Source organism: Aeromonas sp. 25-248 (assembly GCF_053005425.1).
Genome location: NZ_JBRKTB010000002.1, coordinates 136,708 through 156,198 on the forward strand (window position 1 = coordinate 136,708; position 19,491 = coordinate 156,198).

Annotated in this window: 14 protein-coding genes; 6 read left to right on the forward strand and 8 right to left on the reverse strand. The window is 64.7% G+C overall.

The genetic code is table 11. The annotated features are described in order from the left end of the window. Positions 1-52: 52 nt before the first annotated feature. From ACVDHI_RS04030 to ACVDHI_RS04040, 3 genes are all read left to right on the forward strand, one after another. Positions 53-826, forward strand: coding sequence for an ABC transporter substrate-binding protein (locus ACVDHI_RS04030; RefSeq protein WP_041212797.1), 774 nt, complete (start codon positions 53-55; stop codon positions 824-826). A gap of 105 nt (positions 827-931) precedes the next feature. Next, positions 932-1,672 carry an ABC transporter permease gene (locus ACVDHI_RS04035; protein WP_010674269.1) on the forward strand — a complete coding sequence of 247 codons (741 nt, stop codon included), beginning with the start codon at positions 932-934 and terminating at the stop codon, positions 1,670-1,672. Positions 1,673-1,675: 3 nt separating this feature from the next. Beyond that, positions 1,676-2,368 (forward strand): ABC transporter permease, encoded by a 693-nt coding sequence (locus tag ACVDHI_RS04040; RefSeq protein WP_010674270.1) that lies wholly within the window; start codon positions 1,676-1,678, stop codon positions 2,366-2,368. A 58-nt stretch (positions 2,369-2,426) separates the two neighbouring features. Here the strand turns inward: ACVDHI_RS04040 and ACVDHI_RS04045 are convergent, their stop codons facing one another. The 3 genes from ACVDHI_RS04045 to ACVDHI_RS04055 all read right to left on the reverse strand — a co-directional run bounded on the left by ACVDHI_RS04045 (position 2,427) and on the right by ACVDHI_RS04055 (position 7,020). Next, positions 2,427-3,068, reverse strand: a complete 642-nt coding sequence (locus tag ACVDHI_RS04045) for an energy-coupling factor ABC transporter permease (RefSeq protein WP_053288556.1) — start codon at positions 3,066-3,068, stop codon at positions 2,427-2,429. A 94-nt stretch (positions 3,069-3,162) separates the two neighbouring features. Next, entirely contained in the window at positions 3,163-4,005 is an 843-nt protein-coding gene (pflA, locus tag ACVDHI_RS04050; RefSeq protein WP_081332104.1) for a pyruvate formate lyase 1-activating protein, read from the reverse strand. A gap of 75 nt (positions 4,006-4,080) precedes the next feature. Further along, positions 4,081-7,020, reverse strand: a complete 2,940-nt coding sequence (locus tag ACVDHI_RS04055) for a sensor domain-containing phosphodiesterase (protein ID WP_301481965.1) — start codon at positions 7,018-7,020, stop codon at positions 4,081-4,083. A gap of 134 nt (positions 7,021-7,154) precedes the next feature. Here ACVDHI_RS04055 and ACVDHI_RS04060 point away from each other — a divergent pair, with 134 nt between their 5' ends. Continuing rightward, positions 7,155-8,843, forward strand: coding sequence for an FAD-dependent oxidoreductase (locus ACVDHI_RS04060; RefSeq protein ID WP_324037803.1), 1,689 nt, complete (start codon positions 7,155-7,157; stop codon positions 8,841-8,843). Positions 8,844-8,952: 109 nt separating this feature from the next. Here the strand turns inward: ACVDHI_RS04060 and ACVDHI_RS04065 are convergent, their stop codons facing one another. From ACVDHI_RS04065 to ACVDHI_RS04085, 5 genes are read right to left on the reverse strand one after another with little or no spacing between them, the layout of a single operon-like run. Continuing rightward, positions 8,953-9,381, reverse strand: coding sequence for an ion channel (locus ACVDHI_RS04065; protein WP_042015948.1), 429 nt, complete (start codon positions 9,379-9,381; stop codon positions 8,953-8,955). A 1-nt stretch (position 9,382) separates the two neighbouring features. Further along, positions 9,383-10,411, reverse strand: coding sequence for a hypothetical protein (locus tag ACVDHI_RS04070; RefSeq protein ID WP_279986507.1), 1,029 nt, complete (start codon positions 10,409-10,411; stop codon positions 9,383-9,385). Positions 10,412-10,419: 8 nt separating this feature from the next. Next, positions 10,420-11,511, reverse strand: coding sequence for an HlyD family secretion protein (locus ACVDHI_RS04075; protein WP_319892969.1), 1,092 nt, complete (start codon positions 11,509-11,511; stop codon positions 10,420-10,422). Next, entirely contained in the window at positions 11,504-13,021 is a 1,518-nt protein-coding gene (locus ACVDHI_RS04080; RefSeq protein ID WP_447211724.1) for an efflux transporter outer membrane subunit, read from the reverse strand. The genes ACVDHI_RS04075 and ACVDHI_RS04080 overlap by 8 nt, the downstream gene beginning before the upstream one ends. Positions 13,022-13,025: 4 nt before the next feature. Further along, the gene (locus tag ACVDHI_RS04085) at positions 13,026-14,063 is read right to left on the reverse strand and encodes an AI-2E family transporter (RefSeq protein WP_227656144.1); all 1,038 of its coding nucleotides are present in this window, start codon (positions 14,061-14,063) and stop codon (positions 13,026-13,028) included. An 87-nt stretch (positions 14,064-14,150) separates the two neighbouring features. Here ACVDHI_RS04085 and ACVDHI_RS04090 point away from each other — a divergent pair, with 87 nt between their 5' ends. After that, the gene (locus tag ACVDHI_RS04090; RefSeq protein WP_010674281.1) at positions 14,151-14,285 is read left to right on the forward strand and encodes a hypothetical protein; all 135 of its coding nucleotides are present in this window, start codon (positions 14,151-14,153) and stop codon (positions 14,283-14,285) included. 330 nt (positions 14,286-14,615) lie between these two features. Next, complete coding sequence (locus ACVDHI_RS04095) at positions 14,616-19,460, forward strand: alpha-2-macroglobulin family protein (RefSeq protein WP_447211725.1); 4,845 nt, start codon at positions 14,616-14,618, stop codon at positions 19,458-19,460. Positions 19,461-19,491: the final 31 nt, after the last annotated feature.

The following is a 19,491-nucleotide window of genomic DNA, read 5'->3' on the forward strand; positions in this document are numbered from 1 at the left end:
ATTTCAACCATCCGTACTTTCAACGATCGACGTGTTTATCAAGGAGAGATACATGAACAAGCTGATGCTGGCGACTGCCGTGATGACGGCCCTGTGTTCCGGTAGCCTGATGGCCAAAGAGTGGAAAGAGGTGCGGATCGGGGTGGAAGGGGCCTATCCCCCCTTCTCCTGGACCGAGCCGAGCGGCGAGGTGAAAGGCTTCGACATCGACATCGCCAACGCCCTGTGCGACGAGATGAAGGTGAAGTGCACCCTGATCAAGCAGGACTGGGACGGCATCATTCCGGCGCTGCTGTCGCGCAAGTATGACGCCATCATCGCCACCATGGACATCACCGAAGAGCGCAAGAAGAAGGTGGACTTCACCCAGAAGTACCAGCACATCCCGGCGCGCTTCGCCGCCAAGAAAGGGACCGAGATCCAGCTCGACAAGGCCTTCATGGACGGCAAGACCATCGCCGTGCAGCGTGCCACCTCCATGGATACCTACATCACCGACAACTTCCCCAATGCCACCATCAAGCGCTACGGCACTGCGGATGAAGCCTACCTCGATCTGAAATCCGGCCGTGTCGACTACGTGATGGCCGACTCCGCCGCCATCAGCGACGGCCTGCTGAAGAAGGAAGGGGGCGATGCCTTCGAGTTCATCGGCCCGAAACTGACCGATCCCAAGTGGTTTGGCGAGGGTGCCGGCATCGCGGTGCGCAAGGCTGACAAGGATCTGAAAGAGAAATTCAATGCCGCCATCCTGGCCCTGCGTGCCAATGGCAAGTACAAGGAAATCAACGACAAGTACTTCGACTTCGACGTGTACGGCGAGTAAGCCGACGTCAGGCGAACAACGACAGGTTGATCCCGTCAGTAGTCATCGGGCCCGTTGCCTTCCGCTGGGAGTGACGGGCCCGATTGCGATGGAGCTGCATTGCATATGTTTGATTTGAAAGGATACGAAACCTCTCTGCTGGAGGGGGCCTGGATCACCCTGGAGGTGGCGCTCGCCTCCCTGCTGCTGGCCCTGGTGCTCGGCATGCTGGGGGCCCTGGCCAAGCTCTCTCCCTACAAGTGGGCACGCGGCATCGCGGCGGCCTACACCACCGTCATTCGCGGCATCCCGGATCTGGTGCTGATGATGCTGCTCTTCTTCGGCGGCCAGGTGCTCATCAACGGGATCTGCACCTGGGTCAACGAGGCCTACAACAACCACCTGCTGGCGAGCAACCCGAACCAGGAGTGGGTCTCCTTGCTGCCCGATTACATCGACATCAGCCCGTTTGCGGCCGGGGTCGCCACCATCGGCTTCATCTTCGGCGCCTACATGACCGAGACCTTCCGCGGCGCCATCCTGGCGGTGGACAAGGGGGAGCTCGAGGCGGCCCGTGCCTTCGGCATGCGGGCAAGCCAGGTCTTTGTGCGGATCCTCTTTCCCCAGATGATGCGCCACGCCCTGCCCGGGTTTGGCAACAACTGGCTGGTGCTGCTGAAAACCACGGCCCTGGTCTCCATCATCGGGCTCGATGACATGGTGCGAAAGGCGTCGCTCGCGGCGGGCTCGACCCAGCAGCCTTTCACCTTCTACATGGCGGTGGCGCTGATCTTCCTGGTCTTCACCGCAGTCTCTACCTCGGCGCTCAAGTGGGCCGAGCGTCACTACGCCATCAAGACGAGGTAAGCCATGGATTTCTCGATCATTCTCAAGGAGTGGCCCACCTACTGGGAGGGGCTCTATACCACCATCTGGCTGGTGGCCGCCTCGCTCATGCTGGGGCTCATGCTGGCGGTGCCCATGGGCATACTGCGCAACAGCCGCAACTGGTTGATAAAGGGGCCAATCTGGGCCTATATCTACTTCTTCCGTGGCACCCCGCTTCTGGTGCAGCTCTTCATCATCTACTACGGTGCCGCCCAGTGGGAGTGGCTCAAGAACAGTGCGGCCTGGTCCCTCTTCTCGGAAGCCTGGTTCTGTGCCTTGCTGGCGTTCACTCTCAACACCGGCGCCTACACCGCCGAGATAGTGCGTGGCGCCGTGATGAACATGCCCAAGGGGCAGATAGAAGCGGCAAGCGCCTTCGGCATGACCCGCTGGCAGACCCTCACCCGCATCATCCTGCCCAACTCGTTTCGCCGTGCGCTGCCGGCCTACAGCAACGAGGTGATCTTCATGCTGCAGGGGTCGGCGGTGGCGGGCATCATCACCATCGTCGATCTGACGGGCGCGGCGCGGATCATCAACTCCCGCTACTACAGCCCGTTCGAGGCGTTCCTGACCGCAGGTTTGCTCTACATGCTGCTCACCTTCGTCATCGTCTGGTTGTTCAAGAAGTGGGAAGCCCGCTGGCATGCCCACCTGCGCCCGCGCAGCGTCTGACTGCCAGCAGAGAAAAAGCCCGCAACTGCGGGCTTTTTTTTATGGACCATGGGCAGGCTCAGCGCCCCAGGTACTCCCTGTCGAAGAAAGTGTTGACCCAGTGGGGGCGATAGACGGCGAGCAGGGTCATGGTCATGCCGTTGAGGAGCGCCTCGGGGAAGAGCAGCAGCGGCCAGATGGAGAGGTAGTCGGCGCTGATGGTGTGCCAGGAGTAGGTGCCGCTCACCCCCATCAGCAGGGCGCTGGCGAGCACCTTGGCCGAGATGCTCAGCGCCCCCCCGAGAAATGCCGCCACGAACAGGTAGACGAAGAGGTGGCGAGGCAGCCAGGCCCAGCTCCCCAGAAACAGCAGCCAGCTGGTGGCCACCGGCAGGGCGACGCCGATGAGGGCCTGCCAGCCGATGTCGGCCAGGGGGATGACCCCGAAGTAAGCGAGGAGCAGCAGGGTGAGGCAGGGGGCGAGCAGGGCGAGGCGCCAGCCCAGCAACAGGGTCAGGCTGGTGAGGCCGAGAAAGTGGATCTCGAGCCCCTCGTGCAACCCGGCCCGCAAGGTCCACAGCGGTACCAGCACGATGGCGCCGCCGAGGCAAAGATGCTGATAGAGCGGGTGGGCGCCAAGGGTGCGCAGCAGGGAGGCGTTCAGACTGAAGGCGAGCAGCACCAGCCAGAGCAGGAGGGCAGCGACTTGTCCTTCACTCATGAGCGGTTCCCCCGGATGCGGCTGTCGGTGATGGCGCCGTGGCGAATGCCGGCGCAATGAAAAGAGGCCGCCCTCTGCCGGGCGGCCTCCTGTCTCAATACTTCACGTTGGGGTGATACTTGCCAAGGATGCCCTGGACCCTGTCCATGGTCTCCTTGCTGGGGGGCTTGATGCCGACCAGATCATAGGTATCTCCCAGCACGTCCCACTTGTGCTTGCCAAGTTCGTGGTAGGGCAGCAGCTCCACCTTCTCGACGCAGTCCCCCAGCTCGGCGATGAACTGGCCGAGTCCTTCTGCGCTCTCGTCATCGTCGGACCAGGTGGGTACCACCACGTAGCGGATCCACATAGTCTGACCGCGGGAGGCCAGGTAGCGGGCGAACTCCAGGGTGTATTTGTTGCTGACGTGGGTGAGGGGAATGTGCTTCTCGTCGTTGATCTGCTTGATGTCGAGCAGCACCAGATCGGTGTTGTCCAGCACCCGGTCGAGCAGTTCGTCGTAGTGACGCACGAAACCGTTGGTGTCGAGGCAGGTGTGGATCCCCTGGGCCTTGCAGGCGGTGAACAGTTCGGCGATGAACTCCTGCTGCAGCATGGCCTCGCCGCCGGAGGCGGTCACGCCACCGCCGGAGGCATTCATGAAGTGGCGATAGCTGGTGAGATCCTTCATCAGCTCGGGCACGGTGACCTCGCGGCCGCCCTGGGTGTCCCAGGTGTCCCGGTTGTGACAATACTTGCAGCGCATCAGGCAGCCCTGCATGAACACGATGAAGCGGATGCCGGGGCCGTCGACGGTCCCGCAGGTCTCGACGGAGTGGATCCGGCCAATGATGTCGGTAGTGCCGGTGTCGCTGGCTTCAACGGTCGGGATCCGCTGCGTGCCGGGGGTGGCAGGTCCCTTGGATTCAACGGCGGGGATCCGGTTAATGACTGACATAGACGACTCCAATGGTGCGGACAAGGTTCGAGCGGTCGTTATTTTATGACAGAAAGCCCTATAAATCCTACCAGTTTAGCCCGCAGGGGTGGCACCCAGCAGGCTCTCCAGTGCCTTGACGGGGAGCGGCCGGCTGGTGAGGAAGCCTTGATAATGCTGGCATCCCAGGGCCTTGAGCACGGCGAGCTGCTCCTCTTCCTCCACTCCTTCCGCGGTGACGGTGAAGCGAAACACCCGGGCGAGATCCAGGATGGCCTTGACGATGGCCTTGTCCTGTTCGCTGTGGACCAGGGTCTGGATGAAGCTTCTGTCGAGCTTTACCTCGTCGGCGGGCAGATCCCGCAGATAGGCCAGGGACGAGTAGCCCGTGCCGAAGTCGTCGATGGAGATGAGCAGGCCGAGGGCCTTGAGCTGGCGGATCCTGGCGATACTCTCCAGCCGGTTTTCCAGCACCACGGACTCGGTGATCTCCAGCAGCAGGCGCGACGGGGGCACCCCGGTGTCCCGCAGAATGTACTCCACCTGCTGCACGAAACCGGCGGTGTGGAACTGGCGGGCGCTGACGTTGACCGACAGATGGGGGATGGCGAGACCGTTGTTGAGCCAGAAGCTGTACTGGGCGCAGGCGGTCTTCATCACCCAGTAGCCTATCTCCTGGATCAGGGTGGTCTCCTCGGCGATGGGGATGAACTCCCCGGGTGGCACCATGGTGCCGTCGGCCTTCTGCCAGCGCAGCAGCGCCTCTATGCCCGAGAGCGTGCCGTTGTCGACCCGGTATTGGGGCTGGTAGTGCAGCACCAGCTCGTTGTTGCGCAGGGCATCGCGCAGCTGGTTGTTGAGAGAAAGCTTGCTCTTCTCTTTTTCCGCCATGGCTTCACTGAAGAAGATATGGTTGCCCTGGCCCGCGCGCTTGGCCATGTGGACGGCGGTATCGGCCTGCTGCATCAGGACAAGGTGATCCTTGTCGTCATCGCTGAACAGGCTGATCCCCACGGAGGCGCTGCAGTGCAGCTTGTGATCGCCGATGTCGAAGGGGGCACGGAAGATCCCCATCAGCTCCCGGGCAAAGTGCTCCGCCAGGATCTTGGCGGTGATATAGCCCTGGCCCAGTGCCGTGAAGAGCAGGGCAAATTCGTCACCCGAGGTGCGGGCGAGCACCAGGTTCTCCTGGGGCAGGGACTTGAGTCGCACCACCACGGCCTGGAGCAGCAGATCGCCGCAGGCGTGACCGAGGGAGTCGTTGATGGATTTGAAGTTGTCCAGATCCAGCAGCAGCAGGGCCCCCCACTGGCCACTCGGGGCCTGCAAGGTGCGCTGCATGATGTCGGTCAGGCTCCGCCTGTTGTAGAGATCGCACAGGTCGTCGTAGTAGGCGAGGCGCTCGATGTGGCGGGCGGTCTCCTTCTCCTGGGTGATGTCGTGGAAGCTGCAGACGAAGTGGCTGATCTCCTCCTCCTCGTCCTTGACCCCGCTCACCATGAGCCGCACCGGGAAGAGGTGTCCCTCCCTGTGCAGGCATTTTTCCTCCCCGAGCCAGTATCCCTGCCGGTTGACCGCCGCGATCACCTCCTCCTTGAGGGTGTCGCCATAGTAGGTGGGCCTCAGGGCATCGATGTGCAGGCCCAGCATCTCCTCGCTGGCAAAGCCGGTGATGCGGCTGAAGGAGGCATTGACCTTGAGGATGATGCCCCCGTGATCCATCACCAGCAGGCCGTCATGGGTGTTGAAGGCCACTTCGGCCAGGCGCAGGGCATCGTCATTGGCCAGGCGTTGCAACTCGCTGGCGGCCCGCTCGCGCTGTTCGTAGAGGACGTCCAGCAGGGACGCGGGATCGGCCAGAGGGGTGGCGAGCAGCAGGGTGAGCTGCCCCAGGGGGAGACCGTTTGGCCCCGGGAAGGGGATGCCGACATAGGCCTTGGCGTCGAGGGCCAGCAGCTGGCTGGACTGGGGATAGCGCAGGGCCAGATCTTCCACGTAGAGGCTCTGTCCGTGCTGGAAGATCTCCCGGCCCGGGCCGATGTCCATGGGCATGGGTTTGACGACGGCGAAGGTCTCCCCCTCCACCACGCAGCGGGGAATGAGCCAGAGATCCTGGCCGCGAGGCTGAAACTCGCCGATCCAGCCCATGTGGGCACCGCTCAGGCCCATGGCCCAGCGCAGCAGGGCGCGGCAGTAATCGTTGCCGGTCAGGTTGGCAAGCCCGGGTGGGGGCGCGAGGTCCGGGGCGTCGGTCGCCACGGGGTCCGGCTGCCAGTGGCCGAGCAAGCGGGCGCAATGACGTACCAGTTGCAGGGTGTCATCGCTGATGAGGGTGCTCTCGGCATACTCCAGGCTGAGCACGCCGATGAGCTTCTCCTGCTCCAGCAAGGCGCCGTCCAGGCGGGAGCAGACATTGGCATCGGCCAGGTAGTAGTGCTGGCTCAACATGGGCTGGTGGGCCGCCTCCGAGAAACTCAGGGCGCCCCGGGCGCGCAGGGCTCGGATGTAGCGGCTGTCTCCGCGAATAGCACCGAGCGCGTCCACCCCCAGGGTGAACACCGGGGTCAGCTGCTCGCCGCCCAGAGCGCCATGGGCCTGGTAGTGCCAGAGGATCAGGCGATCGGCCCCCAGGCACTCCTTGAGGCTCTCCAGCATGGCGTCATACTGCTGCTGGCTGGCCATCTGGCTCAGGCGCGGCAGTTGCAGGGACAGGCTGGCGGCGCTCTCCTGGGACTGGGTCTGCAGGCAGATGAGCCAGAAGGCGTCCTGCTCGTGGGAGAGGGAAATGTGCCAGAGGAGGGCGTCAAAGCGCAGCACCAGCTTGCCCCCCTTGCCGCTGGCCAGACGCTGCTCGATGGGCTGGCGCAGGGCGTCCGGCAATTGGGCCGGCCAGGCACTGCGGGGCTCGTCGAGCCAGTGGAGCGGCGTCTGCATCACATCGGTCAGGGCGACCAGCCGTTGACTACGGGTATCCAGGCGGAAAAACAGGGGCGCCTGGCTGGCGGTCGGAAGATGGCTGAGCGCGGTAGACGACATGAACTGACACTATCCTGTTGAGCAATTGTCGGAGGGCAAGAATACTGCAAATCCGTGGCAAACAAAATTTCATTGAGTTCTAAATTAGATAAGCCTAATTTATTGGTCATTTCCTGTTGAGTGGAGTCTTGCAGATGAAACGGATCCTGATTGTGGGTGGTGTGGCCGGGGGGGCGTCCGCCGCCGCCCGTGCCCGCCGTTTGAGCGAAGAGGCGGAGATCGTGATGTTCGAGCGGGGCGAGTTCGTGAGCTTCGCCAACTGCGGTCTGCCTTATCACATCGGGGGGGATATCCCGGATCGGGATGCCCTGCTGCTGCAGACACCGCAAAGCTTCAAGCGCCGTTTCAACGTGGATGTGCGGGTGTTTCACGACGTCATCGAGATAGACAGGGCCGGCAAGAGCTTGCTGGTGCGCAACCTGCTCACCGGCGAAGAGCGGCGCGAAGCCTACGACGTGCTGCTGCTGAGCCCGGGCGCTGCCCCCATCCGGCCTCCCTTCCCCGGCATCGACAGCCCGGGGGTACACACCCTGCGGAGCATTCCCGACATGGATCGCATCCTGGCGGCGCTGGCGCACGACAAGCCCCGCCACGTCACCGTGGTGGGGGGCGGTTTCATCGGGCTGGAGATGATGGAGGCGCTGCACCAGCGCAAGCTGGATGTCACCCTGCTGGAGCTCTCCGATCAGGTGATGGCGCCGGTGGACAAGGAGATGGCCAACCTGCTCCACGCCCGCATCCGGGAGGAGGGGGTCGATCTTCGCCTGCGTACCGGCCTCGCTGCCATCGAAAGCCTGGAGGTGCCTGCCGAGAAGACCGCCGCCGTGGCGACCGCCCAGCGGGGTGGACTGCGCCTGACCCTGAGCGACGGCTCTCATCTCGACACCGGCCTTCTGATCCTCGCCATCGGCGTCAAGCCCGAGACTCTGCTCGCCGCCAAGGCGGGGCTGGTGCTGGGACCGCGGGGCGGCATCAAGGTGGATGCGGGCATGCGCACCTCGGATCCCTGCATCTTCGCGGTAGGGGACGCGGTGGAGGAGACCGACTTCGTCACCGGCGAGTCCGTGCTGATCCCGCTGGCGGGCCCCGCCAACCGGCAGGGGCGCATCGCCGCCGACAACATGCTGGGGCGAAGCGAAACCTACAAGAAGACGCAAGGGACCGCCATCTGCAAGCTGTTCGATCTGGCGGTGGCGAGCACGGGGCTGAACGAGAAGCGGCTGGTGCAGCTGGGGCTGCCGTTCGAGAAGGTCTATGTCCACCCGGGCAGCCACGCCGGCTATTATCCCGGCGCCCACCCGGTCAGCCTCAAGCTGCTGTTTGCTCCCGATGGCAAGATTTACGGCGCCCAGGCCATCGGCAAGGATGGCATTGACAAGCGCATCGACGTGCTGGCGGTGGCCCAGCGCGCCGGTCTCACCGTGTTTGATCTGCAGGATCTGGAGCTCACCTATGCGCCGCCCTTTGGCTCGGCCAAGGATGTGATCAACATGGCCGGGTTCGTGGCGAGCAACCATCTGAAGGGGGACACCCTGCTCTGCCACGCAGCCGAGGTGCAGGCTCGCCACCCCCATCAGCAGGTGGTGGATGTGCGCAACGCCCCCGAACTCGACAAGCTGGGGCGCATCCCGGGGGCGATGCACATCCCCCTGGACGAGCTGCGCGGCCGCCTCCATGAGCTGCCCAAGGATAAAGAGCTGCTCATCAGCTGCCAGGTGGGACTGCGGGGTCACGTGGCCTGCCGCTTGCTGAGCCAGCACGGTTTTCGGGTCAAGAACCTCTCAGGCGGTTTCAAGACCTGGCAGACGGTGATCGCCGAGTAGATCCTCCAGGCTGACATGGCCCGATTGATCACTCTGTATGCAAACGGGCCACTCCAAAGAGTGGCCCGTTTTGTTGCCGCAGGGGTTTGCCGCAGGTGGCCCCTCGCTGTCAGGGGGTCACGTCATCGAACTGCTTGCGAATGTGGTGCTGCAAGACCGCGAGCATGGAGGCGCCGGAGAGGCCTATCATCAGGGCACCGTTGACTGCCTCCAGGGGGCCGAGCAGCTTCCACTGCGGGCTCATGACGATGTCGCCATAGCCCAGAGTGGCGAAGTTGACCCCGGAGTGATAGACGGCCTCCTGCAGGGTATCGAACTCCCCGAGCCACAGGAAGAGCCCGCCCCAGACGCCGATCTGGGCCAGGTTGCCCAGCATCACCAGGGTGATGATGCCAAACAAAGCCAGCATGCCGGCCAGGGCCCCCTCGCGTCGATTGAATCGCTTGACGTAGAAACGGATGCACCAGACGGATACCAGGGATTGCAGCAGCATGTTGACCAGGATCACCGGGATGCCGACCAAAAAAATCGTTAACATATCAATCTCCTAGCTTGGCTTCTGCCAGTGGGCGGCCGGCCGGCCACCACTGCTCGAGCAGCAAGATACAGAGCCAGCCATAGCCGGCCACCACCAGATAGAGGCCGCAACGCATGGCGGCCGCCAACCACACATCCTTGCCGGTGGCGCTGTCCTCGATGGCCGGGCCAAACAGGATGAGCGCCGTGATCCAGGCGTTGCTCCAGAAGGATGGCGGGAAACGCCCCGCCACCAGCCGCACCAGGCGCCGCGCCAGCCAGAGGGTCATCAGGGCCAGCATCAGCACCAGCATCAGGAGCGAGGGCCAGAGGCTGAGCCCCAGCCAGAGTGCGAACGCCAGCAGGGCGCCCGCCAGGGTCGAGAGCACCAGCTCCTGGCCCGCCTGTCTGGCGTTGAGGGAGGTACTCTGCTGGGCCAGGGTCACCGTCTTCATCACCGCCGGAATGTAGAACGCCGGATTGCCGAGGGCCAGCAGCCACACCGGCAGCACCATGGCGACGGCGCGCAGCGCCAGCCGCTCGGGATGTTCGGGGGGCAATGGCACCGGTCTTGCCGCCGCTCCCGCCACCTGCAGGGGAGGGAAGAGTGCGTGGGCCAGGCGGTTGACCAGGGTGCCTATCAGGATCCCCAGCCCCATCATCTGGGCAAGGGCGATGGCAAGGGACTGCTCGATGAGACCGGCCACCGGGATCACCGTGATGGCCATGATCAGCAGCATGGCGGCGGCGCCCTTGCCGGCCATCGCCTGCTGCATCAGCAGGTAGAGCAGCAGGGCGACGAGCAGCACGGCCGCCAGGGCATAGTGGGTCAGCAGGGGGACCAGCAGCACCCCGGCGGTCATGATCCCCAGCAACAACAGCCCCCCTGCCAGCCCCTTCTTCAGGCCGAGGGCCTCTCCGGGTCGGCACAGCACCACCCAGGCCATGATGACCCCGAGGTGGGGCATGGGCAGCGCCAGGCCGTAACAGATCCCCGTCGCGAGCCCGATGCCAGTGCCAATGCGCAGTACAGCCCTGTCGGCGTTATGCATCTGGCGCCTCAATAGAGGAAGGAGAAGAGGCTCATCAGCCGGATATAGAGCGCTCCCAGGAAGTGCATCACCCCGCTCTCGCCGGTGTAGACCAGCACATCGGCCTGGCCGCCGACCCGCAGCGCCTCGACCGGCGGAAAGTCGTCGCTCTGGAAGGCGACCTTGACCGGGAAACGCTGGGCCTGGCGCAGCCAGTCGCGGTTGTTGTCCACCGTGGGCAGGGCGCCGGCGGGCTGGCTCTTGCCATCGCTCACCCCGTAGCCGACGCTGCGAACCTCCCCCTTGAACAGCTGTCCGGGCAGGCTGTCGAGCAGGATGGCGACCCTGTCTCCCGGCCGAATGTTGCCGAGGTTGTTCTCCGTCAGATCCGCCGACACCCAGACGTCGTGGATGGCGATCAGGGTCATGGCCGGTGCGCCGGCCCCGATGAATTGGCCGGCATCCGTGCTCAAGTCGGTGATGAGCCCCCGACCCGGCGCCACTACGCGGGTGTTCTGGCGATCCAGCTCGGCCTTGTGCACCGCCGAGCGGGCACTGAGCAGCTGGGAGTTGTCATCGCCGCTCGCCCCGGCGGCCTCGATGGCGCGGCGAACGTCGGCTTCGGCTGCCGCCACCTGGCTCTTGGCGGTCTCGCGGCTGGCCTGGGCCACCTCCAGGCGACGCACCGAGATGGCCCCCGGATCTTCCCGATAGAGCCGCTCCTGGCGCTCCGCATCCTTGGCGGCGTTGTCATAGGCGGCGCGCATGGCCATCAGGGAGGCTTCGGCCGCCTTGACCCCTTCGGTGTTCGCCTTGACGCCGCTCAGCACCGTCTGGTAGTCGGATCTGGCCTTGGCCAGGGCGATGTCATAGGGCTCGGGATCGATCTCGAACAGGGGGGTGCCGGCCTCCACGTCCTGATTGTCGTGGACATAGACCCGCTTGATCTGGCCGGACACCTCGGCGGCGACGGGAACCACAAAGGCCTGCACCCGGGCCTGGGAGCTGTAGGGGGTCAACCTGTCCGCCAGCAGATACCAGATGAGCAGGAGGAGGATCGCGGCCAGCAGCCCGAGGGTGGCGCCGCGGCTGGCCTGGCCGGGAGAGGCTGTGTCAGTCATGGGAGTTTGCCTTCTGTGTCATGGGGGAGTGGGCTGCGTCGAGCAGGGGGGCCCAGTCGGCGCGCGTGCGCAGTTGAGCCTCCACCTTGGGGGTCACCAGGGGACGTTCGCGCCCCTGTTCCCAACCGCCACCCAGTGCCTTGTAGAGGGTGATGAGGTCGCGCATCCGGGCACCGCGGCTGTTGACCAGGCGCTCCTGCTGGTTGAACAGAGCACGCTGGGAGTCGAGCACCCGCTGGAAGTCCGCCATCCCCTCGCGGTACTGGGTGTTGGCGATTTCGAGGGAGCGGCGGGCGGCCTCGCCGGTCTGGGTCAGCAGGGCGATTTCCTCCTGGCCGTTGGCGTAGGCCACCGCCGCATCATCCACCTCGCGGGCCGCCTTGAACACGCTGTCGCGATAGCGTTCGTGCAGCTGCTGGAAGCGGGCGTCCTGCACCAGGATCTGGTTGCCGAGCCGTCCCTGATCCAGCAGGTTCCAGCTCAGCGAAGGACCGACGGCCCAGGAGAAGGTGCCGCTCTCGCCATTGGTGGCGTTGACCCCCAGGGTGCCGAGCAGGGTGATGGAGGGGTAGAGCTCGCTCTCGGCCACCCCGATCAGGGCAGACTGGGCGGCCAGCTGGCGCTCCGCCACCCGCACGTCGGGACGGCGGCGCAGCAGATCCGCGGGCATCTCGGTGACCAGGGCCAGCTCGCCCTGGGGGATCTTGCCGGTGTTGGTGGTCATCTCGGGCAGGGGACCCGGGGCGCGGGCGAGCAGGGTGGAGAGGGCGTTCTGGCTTTGGCGCAGGCTGGTCTCGAGCTGGGGAATGCCGGACAGGGTGCCCAGGTACTGGGTCCTGGCTTGCTGCACGTCCAGCTCGGCGCTGTTGCCGCTCTTGAACAGTCGCTCGGTGATCTCCAGGCTGCGCCGCTGGATGCGGGCATTCTCCCGGGCGATCTGGAGCCTGGCCTCCAGGGTACGGATGCTCACATAGAGCTGGGCCACCTGGGCGGCCATCAACACCTGGATGTCGTCATACTGGGCCAGGGTCGAGAAATAGCTGGCATCCGCCGCCTCGACTCCGCGCTGGAACTTGCCCCAGAAGTCGAGTTCCCAGCCGAGGTTGAAGCCGGCGCCGTAGCTGCTGCCCGCGCTGCTGTGGCCGCCTCGGGTCTGACCTGCCTGAAGGAATTCTGCCGTTCCCACCGTCGCCTGGGGGCCGAGCAGGCTCTCGGCGATGCCAAGCTGGGCCTGGGCCTCGAGGATCCGCAGGCCGGCGATCCGCACGTCCGGATTCTTGAGGAAGGCCTCCTCCACCAAGGCGCTCAGCACGGGATCGTGCAAGTTGTCCCACCATCGTCGGTAGTCGGTCACCGTCACCGCCTGCTGACCCTCGCTGGCGCTGTGCCAGTTGGCCATCTCCTCGACACCGGGGGCCTGATAATCGGGCCCGAGCAGAGTACAGGCACCGAGCAGCAGGCAGGTGCCCCCTGCAAACAGGGGGCGAAGGAGAGAAAGTGCGTCGGCCATGGGGTTATTTTTCCGCGTTGGCCAGACCGTCGTTGACCCAGGCCATGAAGATGCGATAGCCGATGGAGAGCAGGGTGGCACCGATGAACATGCCGAGGATGCCATTGGTGGCCATGCCGCCGAGGGCCCCCAGCAGCACTACCGGCATGGGCGCATCGACGCCACGCCCCAGCAGCAGCGGTTTGAGCACGTTGTCGGCCATGCCGGCCACGACCAGCAGCACTGAGTAGATGACGTTGAGCAGGGTGCCGTGATCCCCCGCCATCCACATGAAGGCAATGGCCGGTCCCGTGACCAGGATGACGGGGACCTGGGCGATGCCCAGGATCAGCGCCAGGACGAAGAAGATGCCGACCGCCGGGATCCCGGCGAGGGACATGATGACGCCGGCCAGCAGGGCCTGGATGAAGGCTACCCCGATGACCCCCATGGCCACGGCCCGGATGGTGCTGGTGCACAGCTTGGTCAGGGCGTGGCCCTTGCGCTCATCGGTGATGCGCATGGCGATGCGCTCGGCGCTGATGGCACCCGGCGCCCCCCAGGCCATGATGATGCCAGCCACGATGAAAGAGGCGACGAAGCCCAGCAGGCCGCCCCCCATGCTGGCGAGCATGGTGACAGTCTGCTTGGCCATGTCGCCGAGCTGCGGCTTGTAGCTGATGAGGAGGCTCGGCAGATCCACGGATGCCTTGGTCCATAAGGCGTGCAGCTTGGCACCGATCAGCGGGATGCTGGCGATGTCGGCGGAAGGCGCCGGAATCACCAGAGTGTTGTTCTCCACCTTGTCTATCAGGGCACTGACGCTGTCTCCCAGGGAGCCGAGCATGGCAACGGTGGGGGCCACGATGAGCAGGATGCCCAGCAGGACCAGCAGGGTGGACGACTGGCCCTGTTTTCCCCCGAGTCGGGCGGCAAAGCGCTGATGGAGGGGGTAAAGGGTGACCGCCAGGATCAGGGCCCACAGCATCATGTTCATGAAGGGGGAGAACACGGTGAAGCAGAACGAGCCTAGCGCCAGAATAAGGCCAAATTTGATGAACATGTCCAGGAATCTGGCAACCAATCTTTTTTCGACGAGGGACAGATCGTTATTTTCCATGCTGATATGACTCCAGAGAGGGATGGATGCATGACCCCGCTGACCCTGTGTGAACTCAAGGTCGGCATTCTGGTCGATGGACAATTAATAAGTTTGTTTTCAATGGTTGAGGCATACATCGAGCGCACCTGCACGTTATGTATGGCACAGGTGTTCAAGGCTTAAAAAATATTTATCTGCTTGATATGTCGTTGATTGGAAGGCCTGCATTGAGCAGGGCCGAGCATAATGAATGGCCCGATCACGCACAAGTGAACAGTGGTGCCCGGTTTAGCCTGGGTTCAGAAAATCACGACAATCCTCTTTCATGGAACAGGACATCGCATGCAGGGTCTCGAATAAACCTCGCGCTTCACGGGGCGTCGTGCCCGCGTCCGTGGCGATGTAGGCATCTCTGTTGGCCGATGCCGCCCGATATGGCAGTTGGTGTTCCCGGGAGCGACGCTTTATTCTATTGGCTCCTGCGCTGCGGCGATCCAACCCGGGATGAACACCATGCACCTCTCTCTCTCCTGCCCCGTGACTCGTCTTCCCCGTGTGGCCTGGCTGGCGGCGCTGCTGCTGGCTGGTTGCGGCCCCGACAAGCCTGTCAGCCAGGAGCCGACGACTGACCCGATGGCCCGGCAGGAGGCGGGGGCGCCCGCCTCCGTGGTGCAGGCCAATGCCCGCCAGTATCGGGATGCCCCGGCGCTGGCGCTGGTCTTCTCCGGCCCATTGGCGCCCAAGGCAAACTGGCAGAGCTGGCTTTCTGTGAGTGAAGGGGGCAAGCAGGTGCAGGGGGAGTGGATCCTCGCCGACGATGGCCGCACCCTCTATTTCCCGAACGTGCAACCCGACAAACGCTACGAGGTGAGCCTCAAGGCTGGGCTGGGCCCATCCCCCCAGCGCTGGACCCTCAAGACCCGGCCGCTGGAGGCGGGGGCGTCGTTTACCGCGAGCGGTATGGTATTGCCGCTGCGCGACGAGCTGCGCCTGCCCATCAGCGCGGTCAATGTGGATGAGGTCAATATCGACTTCTTCCGGGTCGATGCGGAGTATCTGCCCCGTTTCCTGGCCGAGTATCGCCCCGGTGCCGGCATGGGCAACTGGGAGCTTGAGCAGATCACCAAGCGGGCCAAGCGGGTGTTCAGCGGCCGCTATGCGCTGGAGCTCGATGCCAACCGGCGCGAGACCCGCCTCATCAATGTGAAGGAGCCGCAGCTGGCGGAGGCCGGCGTCTACTTTGCGGTGATGTCGCCCCTTGGCAACTACGACTGGCGCAAGGAGACCACCTACTTTGCGGTGAGCGACATGGGGCTCAGTGCCCGCCGTTACCGCGATGAGCTGGAGGTGTTCGTCAGCTCCCTGGCCAGCGCCGACCCCCTCAAGGATGTGCAGCTCTCCCTGCTCGACCAGAAGGGCAACCGGCTGCAGGTGCAAACCACCGACCCCCAAGGTCATCGCCGCTTCGATCAGGTGCAGGGGGCTCGCCTGCTGCTGGCCGAGCAGGGCAACCATCTGGCGGTGCTGCGCCTCGATGGCGCGGCCCTCGATCTCTCCACCTTCGATCTCGGCACCCAGCCCTGGCAGGCCCAGCAACTCTATCTGTTCAGCGGACGCGATCTCTATCGCCCCGGCGAGCGGCTCGACAGCGAAATCCTGCTCAAGGGGCAGGATGGCCAGCTGCTGCCGGGCATGGCGGTGGAGCTGGAGGTGAAACAGCCGGACGGCCAGCTGCTCGAACAAAAGCGGCTGCTGCCGGATAATTTGGGCGCGGCCCACTACGGCCTGCATCTGCCGGAGGATGCGCCGCTCGGGCGCTGGACCATCAACCTCAAGACTGCCGCCGGCAGCCGTTTCGAGTGGCCTTTCCTGGTGGAGGAGTTTTTGCCGGAGCGCCTGAAACTGCAGCTTGGCAAGGGGCCGGATGGGGAAGTGACGAGTCTGGACGCCGCCCTCAGCCTGCCGCTGCAAGGGGACTATCTCTACGGCGCACCAGCCAGTGCCACCAAAGCCAAGGCGGAGGTGAAGTTAAGCCGCGCCACCATGCCCTTCACCCAGTGGCAGGAGTTCACGCTGGGTGACGTGCTGCTCGCCGAGCAGGCCAGGGATCTTGAGCCCCTCAGTCTCACCCTTGATGCGCAGGGGCAGGGGACGTTTTCGTTAGCTGATGAGCTCGATGGGGTGCGCGCCCTCGGGCCGCTGGAGGTGGCCTATCGAGTGTCGCTCTCCGAACCCGGTGGCCGCGCCGTCAATCGCAGCCGCACCCAGTATGGCTGGCCCGCGGGCAGCCAGTGGCCAGCGCTCAAGGCCGATTTCGTGGCGGAGCGGGTGGAAGGGGGCAAGCCGCTCCCCTTCCAGATCCTCAACCTCGATGAGCAAGGCCAGCCGGTGGCGGGGGGGGTGAAAGTGCGCCTCATCAACGAGTACCGCGACTACTACTGGCACTACGCCGATGGGGAGGGGTGGAAGTACGAGTTCAACAGCCAGCCCTATCTGGAACAGGAGCAGACCCTGCAGCTGGATGGCAAGGGGCCGACCCCGCTCACGCTGCAACTGGCGGCGGGCTGGTATCGATTGGAAGTGGAGAACAGTCAGGGCCATCAATCCAGCCTGCGGGTAGAGATAGGCAGTTACGCTTGGGGCGGCGGTGGGGAGCAGGCACGGCCCGACAAGATTGCCATCACTCTCGACAAGCGCGCCTATCAGGCGGGTGACAAGGCCAAAGTGACCCTGGTGGCCCCGCGCCCCGGCAAGGGGTTGCTGCTGGTGGAAGATGGTGACGGCCTGCGCTGGTGGCAGCGCATCGAGCTCAAGGGGGCCGGCAACGATGCCAAGGATGCCCGAGGCGAATTCGAGATCCCGGTCAGCCCCGAGTGGCAGCGCCATGACCTGCATATCTCGGCCCAGATCGCCGCGCCAGACAGTGACTCAAAGCCGGTGAGCCAAAAGAGTGTGCAGAGCCTGCGCTCGGTCGGGCTGGTGCCGTTCACCCTGGATCGGGAAGCGCGCCGTCTGCCGCTTACCCTGAGCGCGCCGGACAAAGCGGTGCCGCTCACCCGGCTGGAAGTGACCGCCACCTCCACCCCCAACAGTCAGGGCCGCGTGGTGCTGGCGGCGGTGGATCGGGGTGTGCTCAACATCAGCGATTATCAGCCGCTCGACCCGTTCGAGATCTTCTTTGGCCGCAAGCGCTTCGCGCAAGATTTGTTCGACAACTACGGCCAGGTGATCCCGCCGCAGGATGGCAAGCTGGCTCGCCTCAACTACGGGGGTGACCGGGCGCCGCTGAAAAAGGGCGGCGCGCTGGAGAGCCGGGTCGAGATTGCCGCGCTCTGGAGCGGCGAGGTGAGTTTTGATGAGAGTGGCAAGGTGGTGATCCCGCTCGAGCTGCCCAACTTCAACGGCGAGCTGGCGCTGATGGCGCTGGCCTGGAACGAACAGCAGGTGGGTGAGGCCGAGCGCGCCGTCAAGGTGGTGGCGCCGCTGGTGGCAGAGATCGGCTGGCCGCGCTTTGGCGCCAGAGGGGATGAGACCCGGGCGCTGGTGCAGCTGCGCAACATGAGCGGTGAGGATCAGACCCTCTCCCTTGCCTGGACCCTCAACGGCGGGCTGAAAGCAAACGGCGAGCTGCCCGGCACCCTTTCCCTTAAAAATGGCGAGGAGCAGTGGCTGACCCTGCCGCTCACCGTGACTGGGGCGAGCGGCGTGGCACGTCTGCAGTTGGCTGCCAGCGGCAAGGATTTTGCCATCAGCCGCGACTGGACTTTGCCGCTGCGATCCCCCTGGCCGGCCGAGACTCGCCAGCGCTACCAGATGCTGGCTCCCGGCCAGCAGATGAGCTTTGCGCCAGCTGAGCTGGCCGGACTGGATCCCGCCAACCTGCAGGGGCTGCTCAGCCTCTCCGGCACTCCCCCCTGGGATCCGGCAGCCCAGTGGCAGGCGCTGGCCGACTACCCCTATGCCTGTCTGGAGCAGACCTTGTCCCGTGCCTGGCCTTACTTGCTGACCACGGCCGATGAGCGGGCCGCCTGGCGCAAACCCGCAGAGGGCAAGAAAACGGCGAGCGAGGCGGATGTGCAACGCGCCCTGCTGCAACGGCTGCAGCGGTTGCAACTGCCAAGCGGTGGCTTTGGCCTGTGGGATGGTCGCTCCGACGAGGAGCAGTGGCTCACCGCCTATGCCGCCGACTACCTGCTGGCGCGCAAGGAGGCGGGTGACGCAGTGCCGGAGGCGATGCTCAATCAGGCGCTGAACCGGCTGCAGAGCTATCTCACCGACAGCCAGTATGGCGAGCGCTGGAGCAGTGCTCCCGAGCACAGCCGGCTGGCCTATCAGTCCTACAGCGCCTATGTGTTGGCCCGGGTGGGCAAGGCGCCGCTCGCTACCCTGCGCCTTATCTGGGAGCAGCAGGCTGATCACGCCCGCTCCGGTTTGCCACTCTTGCACCTCTCGCTGGCGCTCTCGGCCATGGGGGATGAGCAGAATGCCGCCAAGGCCCTCAGCCGGGCATTGGCGACCGAGCGCGGGGACGATTATCTGGGGGATTACGGCTCGCCGCTGCGCGATCAGGCCCTTGAGCTCTCCCTGTTGCGCCAACACAAGCTGGCTGCGGAGCGCTGGCCGGCCCTCAGTGCCAAGGTGGCCGATACCCTGGCCCATCGTCAGTGGCTCAGCACTCAGGAGCGGCTCGCCCTGCTGCGACTCGCCCGCGTCGATCCGGCCGTCGACTGGCAGGCCAGGGTGGCTTCCTCTCTTGGCAGTGGATCCCTGAGCGGTTCGGCTCCGCTGCAGCAGGGCACCCCTGAGGCGCTGGCGGCGAGCGCCGTCACCAACGAGGGCAAGGGCTCCCTCTATGTGCAGCGCACTGTGATCGGCTACCCCGAACAGGCTCCTACCCGGTTGAGTCAGGGGATAAGCGTGACCCGCAGCTGGTTCAACAGCGACGGTCAGCGTTTTGACCCGACCAAGGTGAAGGTGGGCGATCTGGTGGTGGTGCGGCTCAATGTCAGCAGTGAATCGGCGGTGCCCGATGCCCTGCTGGTGGAGATGGTGCCCGCTGGCTTTGAGCTGGAGAACCCGGCCCTTGGCAACAGCATCAAGCTCGAAGAGCTCTCCATCGAGGGGAAACCGGCGTGGCAGAGCGAGTGGAACGACTACCTCAAGCATCAGGAGTTTCGCGATGACCGCTACACGGCGGCGCTGGATCTGAGCGCCGGGAGCAACCAGCAACTGGTCTACCTGATGCGGGCGGTGACGCCGGGTCGCTATCAGGTGCCGCCGACCCAGGTGGAGGATATGTACCGACCCGAGATCCGGGCTGTGGGTGAGGATATCCATGAGGTGATCATCTCTGAGTAACAAACCCTCCCTTGAGCGGGTTCGCCCGCTC